The sequence below is a fragment of the Pseudomonas sp. NFX5 genome (genome assembly GCF_049132125.1).
In the GTDB taxonomy this organism is placed as follows: Bacteria; Pseudomonadota; Gammaproteobacteria; order Pseudomonadales; family Pseudomonadaceae; genus Aquipseudomonas; species Aquipseudomonas marginalis.
Window position 1 is genome coordinate 221,937 of sequence record NZ_JAFMZG010000028.1, and the last position, 16,654, is coordinate 238,590.

The following is a 16,654-nucleotide window of genomic DNA, read 5'->3' on the forward strand; positions in this document are numbered from 1 at the left end:
GCCACCCGGGGAAGGGCATCAACGCAGGCCGCGTTGAGTCTCGTCCAGCTCACGGATGTATTTGAAGATTTTACGGCTGGTGGCCGGCGCCTTGTTATGCGCCTGCTCGTGCTGGGCCTGACGGATCAGGGAGCGCAGTTGCTGGCGGTCGGCGTCCGGGTAGTCCAGCACGAATTTCTCCAGCACCGCGTCATCGCCCGAGATCAGGCGGTCACGCCAACGTTCCAGGTTGTGGAAACGTTCGTTGTACTGGCGAGTGGAGGCATCGGTTTGATCAAGCAAGGCGAGAATGGCGTCAGTGTCCTGATCGCGCATCAGCTTGCCGATAAACATGATGTGCCGTTTACGCGCGATATTCGCGGTGTGCTTGGGTGCGTCCGCAAGCGCCCGGCGCATTTCGTCGGTCAGTGGCAGTTTTGCAATCAAGTCTTTCTTGAGCGTTGTAAGGCGCTCGCCCAGGTCGACCAGAGCATGCAGCTCACGTTTGACCTGGGTTTTGCTTTTCTCCCCATCGAGGGAGTCGTCGTAAGAATCAACCATGGTGGCAGTCCGCAAAGAAACGCCGCCATGATAACCAGTCGGGGGCCGCTTGTCCGGCCCGGTCGCTCGATGGCCTTAGCCGAAAGCAGAATTTGAGTGGAGAAAACCATGAGTGCAGCCCAAAGCGTCGGTCCGCAAGCGTTACCGGCCCTGCAGGAACAAGTCGAGCAGATCCTTGCCGAGGCCAAGCGCCAGGGGGCCAGTGCCTGTGAAGTGGCGGTGTCGCTGGAGCAGGGGTTGTCGACGTCGGTACGTCAACGGGAAGTGGAAACCGTCGAATTCAACCGTGACCAGGGCTTTGGCATCACCTTGTATGTGGGGCAGCGCAAAGGTTCGGCCAGTACGTCGGCCAGCGGTCCGGAGGCCATACGCGAAACGGTTGCCGCCGCGTTGGCGATTGCCCAGCACACCTCTGAGGATGAAAGCTCGGGCTTGGCCGATAAGGCGCTGATGGCCAAGGACTTGAAGGATTTCGATCTGTTCCATGCCTGGGACATCACGCCCGAGCGGGCCATCGAGCTGGCGCTGACCTGCGAAGCGGCGGCGTTCGATGCCGATACCCGCATCAAGAACGCCGATGGCACCACGTTGAACACGCATCAGGGCTGTCGCGTCTACGGCAACAGCCACGGGTTTATCGGCGGGTATGCGTCCACGCGCCATAGTCTGAGCTGCGTGATGATCGCCGAGGCCAATGGCCAGATGCAGCGTGATTACTGGTACGACGTAAGTCGTCAGGGTGAATTGCTGGCAGATCCGGCCAGCATTGGTCAACGTGCCGCACAACGTGCCGCGAGCCGCCTGGGCGCGCGTCCGGTGCCGACCTGTGAAGTGCCTGTACTGTTTTCGGCGGAGCTGGCAGGCGGTTTGTTCGGCAGTTTCCTGAGTGCCATTTCCGGCGGCAACCTGTATCGCAAGTCTTCGTTCCTTGAAGGGGCGATCGGCCAGACGTTGTTTCCCGAGTGGCTGACCATCGATGAGCGTCCGCACTTGATGCGGGCCATGGGCAGTTCGGCGTTCGATGGGGACGGCCTGGCCACGTATGCCAAGCCGTTCGTCGAAAACGGGGAGCTGGTGTCTTACGTACTCGGCACCTACTCAGGCCGCAAACTCGGCCTGCCAAGCACCGCCAACGCCGGTGGCGTGCATAACCTTTTCGTGACCCATGGCGACGAAGACCAGGCGGCGCTGTTGCGTCGCATGGGACGTGGCCTGCTGGTAACCGAATTGATGGGCCATGGCCTGAATATGGTCACTGGGGATTATTCCCGTGGCGCGGCGGGCTTCTGGGTGGAAAACGGTGAGATTCAGTTTGCCGTCCAGGAAGTGACCATCGCCGGCAACATGCGCGATATGTTCAAGCAGATCGTTGCCGTGGGAAATGACCTGGAACTGCGCAGCAATATTCGCACAGGCTCGGTGCTGATCGAGCGGATGACCGTCGCAGGCAGTTAATCCCGCTACAGCTTCACAAAAAGGCGCGCCCTCTTACGGATGGCGCGCCTTTTTTGTGGGCGTGTTTCAGGGGGATTGAGGTGCCACTCTTGTTTTGATTCTCAATATCATTTAATAATAAATATCATTACCGGATGAGTGTGGATCATGAGTTCTGTCCTGCATGAGGATCCTTACCTGGAAAGCTGGCGCTGGATGAGTCGCCAGATTCGCTGTGGTCTGGATCCCAATGAGCCTCGCCTGATCGAACATTACCTCAACGAGGGCCGATACCTGGCGTGTTGTACCGCGACCCATCCGTGGACCATCGCTGAAACCTCATTCCGCCTGCTGATCGACACCGCCAGCGATATTGCACTGCCGTGGCATTGGCGATCCCTGTGTCTGGATCAAGCCTGGCGCCCACTGCGCGACCTGGAAAAACTCTCTCACTGTGCCTGCCGCCTCAAGCGCTGGCAGACCTTTGCCTGGCAATTGGCGACCTGCGAATTGCTTCCCTCCATTTCCGTTTCTGACCTGGTGCAAGGATCTTCCGATGAGTAACACCCGTATCGAACGCGACAGCATGGGCGAACTGCAAGTCCCCGCCGAGGCCTTGTACGGTGCGCAGACCCAGCGCGCGGTGAACAACTTTCCGATCAGCCACCAACGCATGCCGGCGCAATTCATTCGCGCACTGATCCTGGCCAAGGCCGCAGCCGCCAAGGTCAACGTCGACCTCAAGCAGATCAGCGAAGGGCAGGGCAAAGCCATTGTCGATGCCGCCCAAGGCTTGCTTGAAGGCGATTACATGCGGCATTTCCCGGTGGATATCTTCCAGACCGGTTCCGGCACCAGTTCAAACATGAATGCCAACGAAGTGATTGCGACGCTCGCCAGCCGCTTGCTCGGCGAAGCGGTCAATCCCAACGATCATGTGAACTGCGGTCAAAGCAGCAACGACATCATTCCGACCACCATCCATGTCAGTGCTGCGCTGGTGCTGCACGAGCAAACGCTGCCGGCCCTGCTGCACCTGGTGCAGGTGATCGAGCAGAAAGCCGAAGAGGTTCACCCATTCATCAAGACCGGCCGCACGCACCTGATGGACGCCATGCCCGTGCGCATGAGCCAGGTCCTCAATGGATGGGCGCAGCAACTCAAGGCCAATATCGGTCACCTGCAGGATTTATTACCGGCCCTGCAGGCTCTGGCCCAGGGCGGTACGGCGGTGGGCACCGGGATTAATGCGCACCCGGAATTCGCCGTGCGTTTCAGTCAACAGCTCAGCAGCCTGGCAGGCGTGAAATTCACGCCGGGCAAGAATCTGTTTGCGCTGATCGGCTCCCAGGACACTGCCGTCGCCGTCTCCGGCCAGTTGAAAGCTACCGCCGTGTCGCTGATGAAAATCGCCAATGACCTGCGCTGGATGAACTCCGGCCCGCTGGCCGGCCTGGGGGAAATCGAACTGGAGGGCCTGCAGCCGGGCTCTTCGATCATGCCAGGCAAGGTCAACCCGGTGATTCCGGAAGCGACCGCCATGGTGGCTGCCCAAGTCATCGGCAATGACACGGTGATCACCGTCGCTGGCCAATCCGGCAATTTCGAGCTGAATGTGATGCTGCCGATCATTGCCCAGAACCTGCTCAGCAGCCTCGAGTTGCTGGCCAATGCCAGCCGTCTGCTGGCAGACAAGGCGATCGCCAGCTTCAAGGTCAACGAAGCCAAGCTCAAGGAAGCGCTGTCGCGCAACCCGATCCTGGTCACCGCACTCAACCCGATCATTGGTTACCAAAAGGCCGCTGAGATTGCCAAGAAGGCCTATCAGCAGGGCCGCCCGGTGATTGAGGTGGCCCTTGAGCACACCGACCTGCCCCGTAGCCAACTGGAAGTCCTGTTGGATCCGGAGAAGCTCACGGCCGGCGGCGTGTAATCACCGACCCTGCTTTGGAGGCTCACCATGGAGCACTGGAAACGCACGATCGAACGCGCCAATCGCTGCTTTATGCAGGGCGAATTGGTTGACGCTCGCGAGGCCTATCTGCAAGCCCTGGCCCTGGCTCAAGTGTTGTTCGAGCGCTGGGCGAATGCCGACGAAGCAGTAGCGGCTTGCGTCATTTCCCATCACAACCTGGCGGATTTGCACCTGCGCCTGAATCAGCCCGAGGAAAGCGCCGAATACCTCTGCGCTATTCACCAGCGCTTGCTCCAGGCCATGCAGGACGTGCGCCTGAGCCCGCAGCTGCGGGAAGCGGCGCTGCGCCAGAGCAGCAAGACTTACGTCGAACTGTTGAATTTCATCAGCGATCACGGTGAGTACCCGCGCACCCATCGCTTGCTGGGCGGTACTGCGGTGCAGCCGACACCGTCTCAATACGGAGCACATTGATATGACCTACACCTTGCCTGCCTTGCCCTATGCCTACGATGCCCTGGAACCGCATATCGATGCGCAAACCATGGAGATTCACTACACCAAGCACCACCAGACCTACATCAATAACCTCAATGCGGCGGTCGAGGGCACCGAGTTTGCGGGCTGGCCTGTAGAAAAACTGGTGTCCAGCGTGCAGCAACTGCCGGAAAAACTGCGTGCGGCCGTCATCAACCAAGGCGGCGGCCATGCCAACCACTCGCTGTTCTGGGCGGTGATGTCGCCTAAAGGTGGCGGCAAGCCCGACGGCGCATTGGGAAAAGCTGTAGAAGAGCAACTCGGCGGTTTCGACAGTTTCAAGGAAGCCTTCACCAAGGCCGCCTTGACCCGTTTCGGCAGCGGCTGGGCGTGGTTGAGTGTCACTCCGCAAAAGACGCTGATAGTGGAAAGCAGCGGCAACCAGGACAGCCCGTTGATGAATGGCAACACGCCGATCCTCGGCCTGGACGTCTGGGAGCATGCTTACTACCTGCGCTACCAGAACCGTCGACCTGAATACATCAACGCCTTCTACAGTGTTATCAACTGGCCGGAAGTCGCCGCACGCTATCAGGCCGCGTTGGCCTGACATTCACTTCCATAACAAGATCTAAGGCCGACTATGGGCACTGAAACACTGGCGATCAGCAGCGTGCGAATGTTTCGTTATGCGTTTGGTTCGCTGCTGCTGTTGGCAGGTACTGCATTGCTGGTGGCCCACGGGCTGGCCTGGCTGGATCTGGCACCGCGCATCATGCGCGCCCTGCAGGGCGGGGCGATTTGCGCGCTTGGCACGGCGCTGGGGGCGGTTCCGGTCTTGGTGATTCGGCGGATGCCGGTGGCGTTGAGCGATACCTTGTTGGGCTTCGGTGCCGGTGTGATGCTGGCGGCGACCGCGTTTTCGCTGGTCGTGCCGGGAATTGCTGCGGCCGAAGCCCTTGGTCTTTCGCCCTGGGGGGCAGGTGGGCTGATCAGCTTCGGCATCATGCTGGGGGCATTCGGTCTGTATCTGGTGGACCGCAAGGTCTCCGGCGCCAGCCCGGAGATGTTGGTGGGCACACCGGATAAACCGGTGATTCCACCGCGTATCTGGCTGTTCGTGTTTGCCATCATCGCCCACAATATCCCCGAAGGCATGGCCGTTGGCGTCTCAGCCGGCGGCGGCATGCCGGATGCCGACAGCTTGGCCATGGGCATTGCTTTGCAGGATGTGCCCGAAGGCCTGGTCATTGCGCTGGTATTGGCTGGGGCAGGGATGTCGCGGATCAGGGCGTTCCTGATCGGCGCCGCGTCAGGCTTGGTAGAGCCGGTGTTCGCCGTGCTTTGCGCCTGGCTGGTGACCCTGGCCGAGGTGCTGTTACCGTTGGGCCTGGCACTGGCCGCTGGCGCGATGCTGTTGGTGGTCACCCACGAAGTGATCCCGGAGTCGCGCCGCAACGGTCACGAAAAACTCGCGAGCCTGGGGTTGTGCATGGGGTTCTGCTTGATGATGGTGATGGATACCGCCTTGGGGTGAGGCCTCAGCGGGGGTAGGGGTTACTCACCCTCATCAAAGAAGTTGTTGATCAGCGCCACCAGGGCGTCCATTGCTTCCTGCTCTTGCTCGCCCTCGGTGCTCAAATGAATCTTGGTGCCCTTGCCGGCCGCCAACATCATCATCGCCATGATGCTTTTGCCATCGACCATGCTCTCAGGTGTACGCCCGGCGCGGATCTGGCAAGGGAACTGCCCGGCAATACCGACGAATTTGGCCGAGGCACGGGCATGCAGGCCCAGCTTGTTGATGATTTCAATTTCCAGAGCGGGCATCGCGGGGGTGTTCCTTTCAGCTAAGGTCGCGGTGGCGAACCTGGACGTTCTTGAGGGTTTGTTGCAGCACCTGGCCCAGGCGCTCGGTCAGGTAGACAGAGCGGTGGTGACCGCCGGTGCAGCCGATGGCAATGGTGACATAGGCTCGGTTGCTCGCGGCAAAGCGCGGCAACCATTTGAGCAGGTAGCTGGAAATGTCCTGGAACATCTCCTCCACATCCGGTTGCGCGGCCAGGTAATCGGCCACAGGCTGATCCAGCCCCGACTGGTCGCGCAGTTCCGGCTTCCAATAAGGATTGGGCAGGCAGCGCACGTCGAACACCAGGTCGGCATCCACCGGCATGCCACGCTTGAAACCAAAGGACTCGACCAGAAATGCCGTGCCAGGCTCCGGCTGGTTCAGCAGGCGGAGCTTGATGGCATCGCGCAACTGGTACAGGTTGAGGCTGGTGGTGTTGATCTTGAGGTCGGCGAGGTCAATGATCGGCCCCAGCAGCTTGGTTTCGTCCTCGATGGCTTCGGCCAGGGAACGGTGCGGGCTGCTGAGGGGGTGACGTCGGCGGGTCTCTGAGAAGCGCTTGAGCAGGGTTTCTTCGTCGGCGTCCAGATACAGCACATCGCAATGAATGTGCTTGGCGCGCACCTCTTCGAGCAATTCAGGAAAGCGCGTGAGGTGGCTCGGCAGGTTGCGGGCGTCAATCGAAACGGCGACCAGGGGCTGGGCCAATTCGGTATGGATCAGTGCCCGTTCCGCCAATTCCGGGAGCAGGCCGGCGGGCAGGTTGTCGATGCAATAGAAGCCGTTGTCCTCAAGGACGTTGAGGGCGGTACTTTTACCCGAGCCGGAGCGGCCGCTGACGATGATCAAACGCATGATTACTGCCCGTTTTGCTCATCCAGGACAACTTGATACAGCGCCTCGTTGCTACTGGCACTGCGCAGTTTGTCGCGTACTTCCTTGCGGTCGAGCATGCTTGCGATCTGCCTAAGCAGTTCCAGGTGTGCGTCGGTGGCGGCCTGTGGGACCAGCAGAACAAACAGCAGGTCTACCGGGGCGCCGTCGATCGCGTCGAAATCGATAGGTGCGTCCAGGTGCAGCAGGGCGCTGACAGGTGTCTCGCAGCCTTTGAGGCGGCAGTGGGGAATGGCGATGCCGTTGCCAAAACCGGTGGAGCCGAGTTTTTCACGGGCAATCAGAGCCTCAAAGACATCTTGCATCTCCAGCTCAGGCACTTGGCTGCTGATCAGGTTGGCAATTTGTTCGAGGGCTTTCTTCTTGCTGCCGCCCGGCACGTTCACGAGGGAACGGCCGGGGGTCAGGATGGTTTCAAGTCGGATCATGGGGGGAGAGTTAACGACCTGTGCCCTGGAGCAGGCTCAGATTCTTTTCCTTATGCTTTTTGAGTTGGCGGTCAAGCTTGTCGGTGAGCAAGTCGATTGATGCATACATGTCTTCATGTTCGGCATTGGCGACCACTTCTCCACCGGGTATCTGAAGAGTCGCTTCGATTTTCTGCTGAAGCTTGTCGACCTTCATGATGACCTGCACGTTGGTGATCTTGTCGAAATGACCCTCAAGCTTCCTCAGCTTCTGCTCGACGTAGTCGCGTAGTGGAGGGGTGACTTCTACATGGTGTCCACTGATGTTGACTTGCATACAGCTTCTCCTTCGTTGCCAGTGCATAAAGCGGCGGGTAGGAATACCCGCCACTGGAACGCTGTGGCCCGCCCGTCACATCAAACGCTTACGCTCGCTGGAAGGCGCGATCCCAAGGGACTCGCGGTACTTGGCGACGGTTCGACGGGCGACCTGAATGCCTTGTGCCTCCAGTAAACCAGCGATCTTGCTGTCACTCAACGGCTTTTTCTGATTTTCCGCAGCAACCAGTTTTTTGATGATTGCGCGGATCGCCGTGGACGAGCATTCGCCGCCTTCGGATGTGCTGACATGACTGGAGAAAAAGTATTTCAGCTCATATATGCCCCGTGGGGTATGCATGAATTTTTGTGTGGTCACCCGGGAAATCGTCGATTCGTGCATGCCCACCGCTTCTGCGATGTCGTGCAGGACCAGCGGTTTCATCGCCTCGTCACCATATTCCAGGAAGCCGCGCTGATGCTCGACGATCTGGGTGGCCACTTTCATCAGGGTTTCGTTGCGGCTCTGCAGGCTCTTGATGAACCAGCGCGCTTCCTGCAACTGGTTGCGCATGAAGGTGTTATCGGCGCTGGTGTCGGCACGGCGCACAAAACCGGCATATTGCGGGTTGACCCGCAGGCGCGGCACCGACTCCTGGTTCAGTTCCACCAACCAGCGCTCGTTGTCCTTGCGCACGATCACGTCGGGAACGACGTATTCGGCTTCGCTGGACTCGATCTGCGAGCCTGGACGCGGGTTGAGGCTTTGCACCAGCTCGATGACCTGGCGCAGGTCGTCTTCCTTGAGCTTCATGCGCCGCATCAACTGGCTATAGTCGCGGCTGCCCAGCAGGTCGATATAGTCGGTGACCAGGCGCTGGGCCTCGGCGAGCCATGGGGTCTTGGCGGGCAGCTGGCGCAGTTGCAGCAGCAGGCATTCGCTCAGGTTGCGGGCACCGATGCCGGCGGGCTCGAACTGTTGGATGCGGTGCAGGACCGCTTCGATTTCGTCCAGCTCGATGTCCAGTTCCGGGTCGAAGGCCTCGAGAATCTCTTCGAGGGTCTCGTCCAGGTAACCCTGGTTATTGATGCAGTCGATCAGGGTCACGGCGATCAGGCGATCGGTGTCCGACATCGGCGCGAGGTTCAGTTGCCACAGCAGATGGCTCTGCAGGCTCTCGCCGGCGGAAGTGCGGGTGGTGAAGTCCCACTCGTCATCGTCATTGCTGGGCAGGCTGCTGGCGCTGGTCTGGTAGACGTCCTCCCAGGCGGTGTCCACCGGGAGTTCGTTGGGAATGCGTTCGTTCCAATCGCCTTCCTCAAGGTTATCCACCGTGGGGGCGGTTTCCTGGTAGGAGGGTTCCTGTACGTCGGAATTGGGTTTTTGCTCGATGTTGTCGGCCAATGGGTCTGCATTATCGAAGTCGTCGCCTTCTTCCTGGCGTTCGAGCATCGGATTGGACTCCAGGGCCTCCTGGATTTCCTGTTGCAGGTCCAGGGTCGACAATTGGAGCAGGCGGATGGCCTGTTGCAGCTGCGGTGTCATCGTCAGCTGCTGGCCCATTCTCAGGACTAGCGATGGTTTCATGGCAGGGGCTTAACACCTTATTCGCCGGCGCAATGCGCCATCCACGACAGGGCGCGTGAGCGCCAAACATAAGCAAATTATATGCCTGATATCGGGGGCTTTGCCTAGAGCGCGGTAACAATAAAAATCCGGAGGTTTTCATTGACTCCCGCGCATCGGGCAAACGACCTGCCACCGCCTTGTTTTTGCAGGCGGCCTTACAGGCGGAACTCGTGACCCAGGTACACTTCCTTGACCAGTTCGTTGGCCAGGATGGTGGCAGAGTCGCCCTCGGCGATCAGCTGGCCATCGTTGACGATATACGCGGTTTCGCAGATATCGAGGGTCTCACGCACGTTGTGGTCGGTGATCAGTACACCGATCCCCTTGGCCTTGAGGTGGTGGATGATCTGCTTGATGTCGCCGACCGAGATAGGGTCGACGCCGGCAAACGGTTCGTCCAGCAGGATGAACTTGGGGGCAGTGGCCAGGGCGCGGGCGATTTCCACGCGACGACGCTCACCACCGGACAGGCTCATGCCAAGGTTGTCGCGAATGTGGTTGATGTGGAATTCCTGCAGCAGGCTTTCCAATTCTTTGCGGCGGCCTTCACGGTCGAGTTCCTTGCGGGTTTCAAGGATGGCCATGATGTTGTCGGATACCGACAGCTTGCGGAAGATCGACGCTTCCTGCGGAAGATAGCCGATACCTGCGCGGGCACGGCCGTGCATTGGCTGGTGGCTCACATCCAGGTCGTCGATCAGTACGCGACCTTGGTCCGCCTGGACCAGGCCGACGATCATGTAGAAGCAGGTGGTCTTGCCGGCGCCGTTAGGGCCAAGCAAGCCGACGATCTGGCCGCTGTCGATCGACAGGCTGACGTCGCGCACGACCTGACGGCTTTTATAGGCCTTGGCCAGATGCTGGGCTTTCAGGGTTGCCATTACTCGGCCTTCTTCTTCGGCTGGATAACCATGTCGATACGTGGGCGTGGCGCGGTGACCTTGCTGCCATTGGCGCGACCGGCGTTGGCGATCTGCTTCACGGTGTCATAGGTGATCTTCTCGCCTTCCGTGGAGTTGCCATCGGGGCTGAGTACCTTGGCCTGGTCGATCAGCACGATGCGATTCTGCTGGGCGTGATACTGGATGGTCTTGCCGTAGCCCTTCATCGGGCCGGTGTCGGTAGCCGACTGCTTCTGTTCGAAGTACGCCAGGTTGCCCACCGAAGTCACCACGTCGATATCGCCCGCCTGGGTGCGCGTCAGTGTCACCGTGTTGCCGGTGATCTTCATCGAGCCCTGGGTGATGATCACGCCGCCGGTATAGGTGGCGACGCCTTGCTTGTCATCCAGTTGCGCATCGTCAGCCGAGATGTGGATCGGTTGCTGGCTATCGTTCGGCAGAGCCCAGGCGCTCACGCTTCCCAGTGCTGCGCCCAGACCGAGCAAAATAGGGAGAGTTTTAACGAGCCTCATACTGTCCTCTTACGTTCGATAGCAGGTGTATCCTGCTTTCTTTCAAATACGCTTTCATTCCCTTGCCAGTCGATACACCGCCAGCGCCGTCGATTCTAACGTCTTGCTCGGTCTGCGCATATTGCTTCTGTGGGAATACGGTCATGCGACTGCTGGTAATCACGGTGTCACGTTTTTTGGCGTCAGTACGCGCAACGCGTACCGAGTCAATCAGTTCTACCTCGGTGCCGTCCGGGTTCACCTCGCCACGCTTGCTCGTGACATGCCATGGGAACTCGGTGCCGCGGTACAGGTTCAGGTCCGGGTTGGTCAGCAGGGTGACTTCGGTGGCCTTCAAATGCTCGACTTTGTCCGAGGTCATTTCGTACTGCACCTTGCCGTCAGGCAGGAACTGCACGCTGTAGGCATTGGTTGCGTAATAGTCGATAGCCCCTTCTTCAACCTGCGCTGCAGGCTGGTCGAGGAAGCGCCCCGGGCTGATATTCCAGTAGCCCACCGCGAGGAACAGCGCGGCGATGACTCCGAATAGCAGGAAGTTGCGAATCTTTTTACTCAGCATAAAACGCTCTATAGGTAGGCGGCGTGGGCCGCTTCAAGACTGCCCTGGGCTCGCAGGATCAGTTCACAGAACTCGCGGGCGGCACCTTCGCCGCCACGGGCGGTGGTGACGCCATGGGCGTGCTCGCGAACAAACGTCGCCGCATTGGCGACGGCCATTCCCAGGCCCACTCGGCGAATGACCGGCAAGTCGGGCAGATCATCGCCCAGATAGGCGACCTGCTCATAGCTTAGGTTGAGTTGGCCAAGAAGCTCGTCCAGAACCACCAGTTTATCCTCGCGGCCCTGATACAGGTGAGGAATACCGAGGTTTTGTGCGCGGCGTTCCACAACGGGGGTTTTTCTGCCGCTGATAATCGCCGTTTGCACGCCCGAAGCCATCAGCATCTTGATGCCCTGGCCGTCGAGGGTATTGAACGTCTTGAATTCGCTGCCGTCTTCGAGAAAGTACAGGCGGCCATCGGTCAGCACGCCGTCAACGTCGAAAATCGCCAGTTTGATGTGTTTGCCGCGTTGCAACAGGTCGCTGGTCATTTACATCACTCCCGCACGCAGCAAGTCGTGCATGTTCAGGGCGCCCACCGGGTGGTCGTCGCTATCGACCACCACCAGCGCGCCGATCTTGTGGTCTTCCATGATCTTCAATGCTTCGGCTGCCAGCATTTCAGGGCGTGCAGTCTTGCCATGGGGGGTCATCACGGCGTCGATGGTCGCGGTACGGATATCGATGGTGCGGTCCAGGGTGCGGCGCAGGTCACCGTCAGTGAATACCCCGGCCAGGCGCCCGTCGGCTTCCAGGATCACGGTCATGCCCAGGCCCTTGCGGGTCATTTCCATCAGCGCGTCCTTCAGCAGGGTGCCGCGCTGGACGTGGGGCAATTCCTCGCCCGAATGCATGACGTTTTCCACTTTCAGCAGCAGGCGGCGGCCCAGGGCGCCACCCGGGTGGGAAAATGCGAAGTCTTCAGCGGTGAATCCACGGGCTTCCAGCAGCGCCACGGCGAGGGCGTCGCCCATGACCAGGGCGGCGGTGGTGGAGGAGGTCGGCGCCAGGTTCAGCGGGCAGGCCTCGTGGTCCACGTGAACATTCAGGTTCACGTCGGCGGCCTTGGCCAGGGTGGATTCCGGGTTGCCGGTGAGGCTGATCATCTTGATGCCCAGGCGCTTGATCAGCGGCAGCAGGGTCACGATTTCGTTGGTGGTGCCGGAGTTGGACAGCGCCAGGATGATGTCATCCTTGGTGATCATGCCCATGTCGCCGTGGCTGGCTTCGGCCGGATGCACGAAAAATGCGGTGGTCCCGGTGCTGGCCAGGGTGGCGGCGATCTTGTTGCCGACGTGGCCCGATTTGCCCATGCCGACCACGACAACACGGCCCTTGCTGGCCAGGATCATCTCGCAGGCGCGTACGAAATCTGCGTCGATATGGGCCAGCAAGCCTTCTACGGCTTCAACTTCGAGGCGGATGGTGCGTTGCGCGGATTGAATAAGGTCGCTGGATTGGCTCATGTCTGAAGTCGTATAGCCTGACGAAAAGTCGGCGATTATAGCGGTAATGATCAATTCCCTCACGCAAGTTCGTCAGGCTTTATTCAACGAATGCCTGAGATCGATCCTCAGTAACATAGCCAGCAACGTTTTTTCCCTGTCCTTAAACTGAACTAGCGCAGTTCCGGCCTTGGGCGCCCTGTACCAGCAGTGATATAGTTCGCCGCCAGTTCGGTCCGCCCAGCCCATGTGGCTATCTATATGCGTCACCGTTGCAAACGTTTGTCGCATGCATGGTGTCTGAGTGAGAGGCTGCATCCCAAGGAGTTTAGATGAGTGCCGATAACGCCTACGCGGTCGAGCTGAAGGGACTGACCTTCAAGCGCGGGACGCGCAGCATCTTCAATAACGTCGATATTCGCATTCCCCGCGGCAAGGTCACGGGCATCATGGGGCCGTCCGGTTGCGGCAAGACCACGCTGCTGCGTCTGATGGGCATGCAATTGCGCCCCAGCGCCGGTGAAGTATGGGTCAACGGCCAGAACCTGCCGACACTGTCGCGCAGCGATCTGTTCGATGCGCGCAAGCATATGGGGGTGCTGTTCCAGAGCGGCGCGCTGTTTACCGACCTCGATGTGTTCGAGAACGTGGCGTTTCCGTTGCGGGTGCATACCCAGCTGTCCGATGAAATGATTCGTGACATTGTGTTGCTGAAATTGCAGGCCGTGGGCCTTCGCGGCGCCATCGACCTGATGCCCGACGAACTGTCCGGCGGCATGAAGCGCCGCGTGGCCCTGGCGCGCGCCATTGCCCTCGACCCGCAGATCCTCATGTACGACGAGCCCTTCGTCGGCCAGGATCCGATTGCCATGGGCGTGCTGGTACGCCTGATCCGTCTGCTCAACGATGCGCTGGGTATCACCAGCATCGTGGTCTCCCACGACCTTGCAGAAACCGCGAGCATTGCCGATTACCTTTATGTAGTCGGCGATGGCCAGGTGCTGGGGCAGGGTACGCCTGAAGAGCTGATGAACGCCGACAACCCGCGTATTCGCCAATTCATGACCGGCGATCCCGATGGCCCTGTGCCTTTTCACTTTCCGGCAGCGGATTACCGCTCAGACCTTCTGGGGAAGCGCTGATGCGCAAGACATCTCTCATCGAGAAGGTTCGCCTTTTCGGTCGATCCGGTATCGACATCGTCGAAGTGCTGGGCCGCTCGACGATTTTCCTGTTTCACGCGTTGCTCGGCCGCGGTGGCATTGGTGGCGGCTTCGGCCTGTTGATCAAGCAGCTGCATTCGGTGGGCGTGATGTCCCTGGTGATCATTGTCGTCTCCGGGGTGTTCATCGGGATGGTGCTGGCGTTGCAGGGCTTCAATATCCTGTCCAGCTACGGTTCGGAGCAGGCGGTGGGGCAGATGGTTGCCCTGACGCTGCTGCGTGAACTGGGGCCGGTCGTGACCGCGTTGCTGTTCGCCGGGCGTGCGGGTTCTGCGTTGACCGCCGAAATCGGCAACATGAAGTCCACCGAGCAGTTGTCCAGCCTGGAAATGATCGGCGTGGACCCGCTCAAGTACATTGTTGCCCCGCGCCTGTGGGCCGGCTTTATTTCCCTGCCGTTGCTGGCGATGATCTTCAGCGTGGTTGGTATCTGGGGCGGCTCGTGGGTGGCGGTGGACTGGCTGGGCGTCTATGACGGCTCCTACTGGGCCAACATGCAAAACAGCGTGACCTTCAGCGGTGACGTGCTCAACGGCATCATAAAGAGCATCGTCTTCGCCTTTGTAGTGACCTGGATCGCCGTATTCCAAGGCTATGACTGTGAGCCCACTTCAGAAGGGATCAGTCGCGCCACCACCAAGACCGTTGTGTACGCCTCGTTGGCAGTACTGGGCCTTGACTTCATTTTGACCGCCTTGATGTTTGGAGATTTCTGATGCAAAACCGCACTGTGGAAATCGGTGTCGGCCTTTTCTTGCTGGCTGGCATCCTGGCTTTACTGTTGCTGGCCCTGCGAGTCAGCGGCCTTTCGGCCAGCCCCACCGCCGATACTTATAAACTTTACGCGTACTTCGACAATATCGCCGGTTTGACTGTCAGAGCTAAAGTGACCATGGCCGGTGTGACTATCGGCAAGGTCACGGCAATCGATCTGGATCGCGACAGCTTCACCGGTCGAGTGACGATGCAACTGGACAAGAAGGTAGATAATCTGCCGACCGACTCCACTGCATCTATCCTCACTGCGGGCCTGCTGGGCGAGAAGTACATCGGTGTCAGTGTGGGCGGGGAAACAGCCCTGCTCAAGGATGGCTCGACCATCCACGACACGCAGTCGTCGCTGGTACTTGAAGACCTGATCGGTAAATTCCTGCTCAATACGGTCAATAAAGACGCCAAATGAGGAATCTGTACATGATCTCTACCTTGCGACGTGGCCTCCTGGTACTGCTGGCAGCGCTGCCGTTGATGGCCAACGCAGCGGGTTCTGCGCACGAACTGGTGCAGGACACTACCAACAGGATGTTGGCTGACCTGACTGCCAATAAAGAGCAGTACAAGCAAGACCCGAGCAAATTCTACGAGGCGCTGAACAGCATCGTGGGCCCGGTCGTCGATGCTGAAGGCATTTCTCGCAGCATCATGACGGTCAAATATTCGCGCAAGGCCACCCCTGCGCAAATGCAGACGTTCCAGGAGAACTTCAAGCGCGGCCTGTTCCAGTTCTATGGCAACGCTTTGCTCGAGTACAACAACCAGGGCATTACCGTCGCTCCCGCCGGGGATGAGTCGGGCGACCGCACCAGCGTCAACATGAGCGTCAAGGGCAACAATGGTGCCGTCTACCCTGTGCAGTACACGCTGGAGAAGATCAATGGCGAGTGGAAACTGCGCAATGTGATCATCAACGGCATCAACATCGGCAAGCTGTTCCGTGACCAGTTCGCCGACGCCATGCAGCGCAATGGCAACGACCTGGACAAAACCATCAATGGTTGGGCCGGTGAAGTCGCCAAGGCCAAGGAAGAGACCGATAAAGCCGCCGGGAAACCTGCGCAATGACCGAGTCGGCTGTTCGTCTCGGCGACGCGGGCGAGCTGTTCCTCAGCGGCGTGCTCGATTACCGCACCGGGCCTGACCTGCGCAAGCAGGGCCAGGCGCTGATCAAGAGCAGCACGGCCCCTGCGCTGGTGCTGGATTGCTCGGCGGTAACCAAGTCCAGCAGTGTCGGCTTGTCGTTGCTGCTGTGTTTCATGCGCGATGCCGAAGCGGCCAAAAAGTCGGTCACCCTTCGTGCATTGCCCGAAGACATGCGTGAAATCGCCGAAGTTTCCGGTTTGACCGAGCTGTTGGCGCATCCTTAATACACACTATCGATAAAGCCCCCCGTCAGAGTCCTGCTATGCGGGGTTCGCAGGCGCGGGGCTTTTTTGTATGATGTGCGACCCGTGCGCACTGGGCGCCGATAGAGGTTGATCATGCAGGCCCTAGAAGTTAAAAGCTTTCTTGAAGGAAAGCTGCCGGATACGAACGTAGAAGTTGAAGGCGAAGGCTGCAACTTCCAGCTGAACGTGATTAGCGATGAACTGGCGGCACTCAGCCCGGTCAAGCGTCAGCAGCAGATCTATGCCCATTTGAACCCGTGGATCACCGATGGCAGCATCCACGCGGTCACTATGAAATTTTTCAGCCGCGCGGCCTGGGCCGAGCGCACCTGAGCCCCCAAG

General features: G+C 59.4%; 23 protein-coding genes. 12 read left to right on the top strand and 11 right to left on the bottom strand.

Annotated features, from left to right (window positions below; all coding sequences use genetic code 11):
- Positions 1 to 18 precede the first annotated feature (18 nt).
- Positions 19 to 540: a ribosome biogenesis factor YjgA gene (gene yjgA / locus J1N02_RS18095; RefSeq protein ID WP_017138246.1), complete on the bottom strand. Its 522-nt coding sequence runs from the start codon at positions 538 to 540 to the stop codon at positions 19 to 21.
- A 108-nt stretch (positions 541 to 648) separates the two neighbouring features.
- Here yjgA and pmbA point away from each other — a divergent pair, with 108 nt between their 5' ends.
- The 6 genes from pmbA to J1N02_RS18125 all read left to right on the top strand — a co-directional run bounded on the left by pmbA (position 649) and on the right by J1N02_RS18125 (position 5,903).
- Positions 649 to 1,995 (top strand): metalloprotease PmbA, encoded by a 1,347-nt coding sequence (pmbA, locus tag J1N02_RS18100; RefSeq protein WP_027604821.1) that lies wholly within the window; start codon positions 649 to 651, stop codon positions 1,993 to 1,995.
- 147 nt (positions 1,996 to 2,142) lie between these two features.
- Complete coding sequence (locus tag J1N02_RS18105) at positions 2,143 to 2,538, top strand: hypothetical protein (RefSeq protein WP_027604820.1); 396 nt, start codon at positions 2,143 to 2,145, stop codon at positions 2,536 to 2,538.
- Entirely contained in the window at positions 2,531 to 3,907 is a 1,377-nt protein-coding gene (locus tag J1N02_RS18110; protein ID WP_421147544.1) for a class II fumarate hydratase, read from the top strand. Before J1N02_RS18105 ends, J1N02_RS18110 begins: the two co-directional genes overlap by 8 nt.
- Before the next feature lie 27 nt (positions 3,908 to 3,934).
- Positions 3,935 to 4,363: a hypothetical protein gene (locus J1N02_RS18115; RefSeq protein WP_027604818.1), complete on the top strand. Its 429-nt coding sequence runs from the start codon at positions 3,935 to 3,937 to the stop codon at positions 4,361 to 4,363.
- 1 nt (position 4,364) lies between these two features.
- A complete protein-coding gene (locus J1N02_RS18120; RefSeq protein ID WP_027604817.1) occupies positions 4,365 to 4,976 on the top strand; it encodes a superoxide dismutase in 612 nt (203 codons plus the stop codon).
- A 33-nt stretch (positions 4,977 to 5,009) separates the two neighbouring features.
- Positions 5,010 to 5,903, top strand: a complete 894-nt coding sequence (locus J1N02_RS18125; protein WP_027604816.1) for a ZIP family metal transporter — start codon at positions 5,010 to 5,012, stop codon at positions 5,901 to 5,903.
- Positions 5,904 to 5,923: 20 nt separating this feature from the next.
- On the opposite strand, the gene J1N02_RS18130 is transcribed toward J1N02_RS18125, so the two are convergent.
- From J1N02_RS18130 to J1N02_RS18175, 10 genes are all read right to left on the bottom strand, one after another.
- The gene (locus J1N02_RS18130; protein WP_027604815.1) at positions 5,924 to 6,196 is read right to left on the bottom strand and encodes an HPr family phosphocarrier protein; all 273 of its coding nucleotides are present in this window, start codon (positions 6,194 to 6,196) and stop codon (positions 5,924 to 5,926) included.
- Positions 6,197 to 6,212: 16 nt separating this feature from the next.
- A complete protein-coding gene (rapZ, locus tag J1N02_RS18135) occupies positions 6,213 to 7,070 on the bottom strand; it encodes an RNase adapter RapZ (RefSeq protein ID WP_027604814.1) in 858 nt (285 codons plus the stop codon).
- A gap of 2 nt (positions 7,071 to 7,072) precedes the next feature.
- The gene (gene ptsN, locus J1N02_RS18140) at positions 7,073 to 7,537 is read right to left on the bottom strand and encodes a PTS IIA-like nitrogen regulatory protein PtsN (protein ID WP_027604813.1); all 465 of its coding nucleotides are present in this window, start codon (positions 7,535 to 7,537) and stop codon (positions 7,073 to 7,075) included.
- Positions 7,538 to 7,547: 10 nt separating this feature from the next.
- Complete coding sequence (gene hpf, locus J1N02_RS18145; RefSeq protein WP_027604812.1) at positions 7,548 to 7,853, bottom strand: ribosome hibernation-promoting factor, HPF/YfiA family; 306 nt, start codon at positions 7,851 to 7,853, stop codon at positions 7,548 to 7,550.
- 75 nt (positions 7,854 to 7,928) lie between these two features.
- Positions 7,929 to 9,422 (bottom strand): RNA polymerase factor sigma-54, encoded by a 1,494-nt coding sequence (locus J1N02_RS18150; RefSeq protein ID WP_027604811.1) that lies wholly within the window; start codon positions 9,420 to 9,422, stop codon positions 7,929 to 7,931.
- A 197-nt stretch (positions 9,423 to 9,619) separates the two neighbouring features.
- A complete protein-coding gene (gene lptB / locus J1N02_RS18155) occupies positions 9,620 to 10,345 on the bottom strand; it encodes an LPS export ABC transporter ATP-binding protein (RefSeq protein WP_027604810.1) in 726 nt (241 codons plus the stop codon).
- Entirely contained in the window at positions 10,345 to 10,878 is a 534-nt protein-coding gene (lptA, locus tag J1N02_RS18160) for a lipopolysaccharide transport periplasmic protein LptA (protein WP_027604809.1), read from the bottom strand. The genes lptB and lptA overlap by 1 nt, the downstream gene beginning before the upstream one ends.
- On the bottom strand, positions 10,865 to 11,437 hold the full coding sequence (gene lptC / locus J1N02_RS18165) for an LPS export ABC transporter periplasmic protein LptC (RefSeq protein WP_027604808.1): 573 nt from the start codon (positions 11,435 to 11,437) through the stop codon (positions 10,865 to 10,867). The genes lptA and lptC overlap by 14 nt, the downstream gene beginning before the upstream one ends.
- 8 nt (positions 11,438 to 11,445) lie before the next feature.
- Positions 11,446 to 11,970: a KdsC family phosphatase gene (locus tag J1N02_RS18170; RefSeq protein WP_027604807.1), complete on the bottom strand. Its 525-nt coding sequence runs from the start codon at positions 11,968 to 11,970 to the stop codon at positions 11,446 to 11,448.
- The gene (locus J1N02_RS18175) at positions 11,971 to 12,945 is read right to left on the bottom strand and encodes a KpsF/GutQ family sugar-phosphate isomerase (protein ID WP_027604806.1); all 975 of its coding nucleotides are present in this window, start codon (positions 12,943 to 12,945) and stop codon (positions 11,971 to 11,973) included.
- A 311-nt stretch (positions 12,946 to 13,256) separates the two neighbouring features.
- Here J1N02_RS18175 and J1N02_RS18180 point away from each other — a divergent pair, with 311 nt between their 5' ends.
- The 6 genes from J1N02_RS18180 to J1N02_RS18205 all read left to right on the top strand — a co-directional run bounded on the left by J1N02_RS18180 (position 13,257) and on the right by J1N02_RS18205 (position 16,645).
- Positions 13,257 to 14,066 (top strand): ATP-binding cassette domain-containing protein, encoded by an 810-nt coding sequence (locus tag J1N02_RS18180; RefSeq protein ID WP_003171811.1) that lies wholly within the window; start codon positions 13,257 to 13,259, stop codon positions 14,064 to 14,066.
- Positions 14,066 to 14,863 (top strand): lipid asymmetry maintenance ABC transporter permease subunit MlaE, encoded by a 798-nt coding sequence (gene mlaE, locus J1N02_RS18185; RefSeq protein ID WP_010213107.1) that lies wholly within the window; start codon positions 14,066 to 14,068, stop codon positions 14,861 to 14,863. Before J1N02_RS18180 ends, mlaE begins: the two co-directional genes overlap by 1 nt.
- Entirely contained in the window at positions 14,863 to 15,330 is a 468-nt protein-coding gene (gene mlaD / locus J1N02_RS18190; RefSeq protein WP_003171814.1) for an outer membrane lipid asymmetry maintenance protein MlaD, read from the top strand. The genes mlaE and mlaD overlap by 1 nt, the downstream gene beginning before the upstream one ends.
- 11 nt (positions 15,331 to 15,341) lie before the next feature.
- A complete protein-coding gene (locus tag J1N02_RS18195; protein ID WP_027604805.1) occupies positions 15,342 to 15,989 on the top strand; it encodes an MlaC/ttg2D family ABC transporter substrate-binding protein in 648 nt (215 codons plus the stop codon).
- Positions 15,986 to 16,291: an STAS domain-containing protein gene (locus tag J1N02_RS18200; RefSeq protein ID WP_098480371.1), complete on the top strand. Its 306-nt coding sequence runs from the start codon at positions 15,986 to 15,988 to the stop codon at positions 16,289 to 16,291. The genes J1N02_RS18195 and J1N02_RS18200 overlap by 4 nt, the downstream gene beginning before the upstream one ends.
- A 114-nt stretch (positions 16,292 to 16,405) precedes the next feature.
- Positions 16,406 to 16,645: a BolA family protein gene (locus tag J1N02_RS18205; RefSeq protein WP_027604803.1), complete on the top strand. Its 240-nt coding sequence runs from the start codon at positions 16,406 to 16,408 to the stop codon at positions 16,643 to 16,645.
- Positions 16,646 to 16,654: the final 9 nt, after the last annotated feature.

Excerpts from the sequence above, each read along its gene's own strand:
- lptA (WP_027604809.1), bottom strand. The coding sequence starts at position 10,878 with ATGAGGCTCGTTAAAACTCTCCCTATTTTGCTCGGTCTGGGCGCAGCA.
- J1N02_RS18110 (WP_421147544.1), top strand. The coding sequence starts at position 2,531 with ATGAGTAACACCCGTATCGAACGCGACAGCATGGGCGAACTGCAAGTC.
- J1N02_RS18120 (WP_027604817.1), top strand. The coding sequence starts at position 4,365 with ATGACCTACACCTTGCCTGCCTTGCCCTATGCCTACGATGCCCTGGAA.
- J1N02_RS18170 (WP_027604807.1), bottom strand. The coding sequence starts at position 11,970 with ATGACCAGCGACCTGTTGCAACGCGGCAAACACATCAAACTGGCGATT.
- J1N02_RS18180 (WP_003171811.1), top strand. The coding sequence starts at position 13,257 with ATGAGTGCCGATAACGCCTACGCGGTCGAGCTGAAGGGACTGACCTTC.
- lptC (WP_027604808.1), bottom strand. The coding sequence starts at position 11,437 with ATGCTGAGTAAAAAGATTCGCAACTTCCTGCTATTCGGAGTCATCGCC.
- J1N02_RS18105 (WP_027604820.1), top strand. The coding sequence starts at position 2,143 with ATGAGTTCTGTCCTGCATGAGGATCCTTACCTGGAAAGCTGGCGCTGG.
- yjgA (WP_017138246.1), bottom strand. The coding sequence starts at position 540 with ATGGTTGATTCTTACGACGACTCCCTCGATGGGGAGAAAAGCAAAACC.
- ptsN (WP_027604813.1), bottom strand. The coding sequence starts at position 7,537 with ATGATCCGACTTGAAACCATCCTGACCCCCGGCCGTTCCCTCGTGAAC.
- lptB (WP_027604810.1), bottom strand. The coding sequence starts at position 10,345 with ATGGCAACCCTGAAAGCCCAGCATCTGGCCAAGGCCTATAAAAGCCGT.
- rapZ (WP_027604814.1), bottom strand. The coding sequence starts at position 7,070 with ATGCGTTTGATCATCGTCAGCGGCCGCTCCGGCTCGGGTAAAAGTACC.
- J1N02_RS18175 (WP_027604806.1), bottom strand. The coding sequence starts at position 12,945 with ATGAGCCAATCCAGCGACCTTATTCAATCCGCGCAACGCACCATCCGC.
- J1N02_RS18195 (WP_027604805.1), top strand. The coding sequence starts at position 15,342 with ATGATCTCTACCTTGCGACGTGGCCTCCTGGTACTGCTGGCAGCGCTG.
- J1N02_RS18200 (WP_098480371.1), top strand. The coding sequence starts at position 15,986 with ATGACCGAGTCGGCTGTTCGTCTCGGCGACGCGGGCGAGCTGTTCCTC.
- J1N02_RS18205 (WP_027604803.1), top strand. The coding sequence starts at position 16,406 with ATGCAGGCCCTAGAAGTTAAAAGCTTTCTTGAAGGAAAGCTGCCGGAT.
- J1N02_RS18125 (WP_027604816.1), top strand. The coding sequence starts at position 5,010 with ATGGGCACTGAAACACTGGCGATCAGCAGCGTGCGAATGTTTCGTTAT.
- J1N02_RS18115 (WP_027604818.1), top strand. The coding sequence starts at position 3,935 with ATGGAGCACTGGAAACGCACGATCGAACGCGCCAATCGCTGCTTTATG.
- J1N02_RS18150 (WP_027604811.1), bottom strand. The coding sequence starts at position 9,422 with ATGAAACCATCGCTAGTCCTGAGAATGGGCCAGCAGCTGACGATGACA.
- hpf (WP_027604812.1), bottom strand. The coding sequence starts at position 7,853 with ATGCAAGTCAACATCAGTGGACACCATGTAGAAGTCACCCCTCCACTA.
- J1N02_RS18130 (WP_027604815.1), bottom strand. The coding sequence starts at position 6,196 with ATGCCCGCTCTGGAAATTGAAATCATCAACAAGCTGGGCCTGCATGCC.
- pmbA (WP_027604821.1), top strand. The coding sequence starts at position 649 with ATGAGTGCAGCCCAAAGCGTCGGTCCGCAAGCGTTACCGGCCCTGCAG.
- mlaD (WP_003171814.1), top strand. The coding sequence starts at position 14,863 with ATGCAAAACCGCACTGTGGAAATCGGTGTCGGCCTTTTCTTGCTGGCT.
- mlaE (WP_010213107.1), top strand. The coding sequence starts at position 14,066 with ATGCGCAAGACATCTCTCATCGAGAAGGTTCGCCTTTTCGGTCGATCC.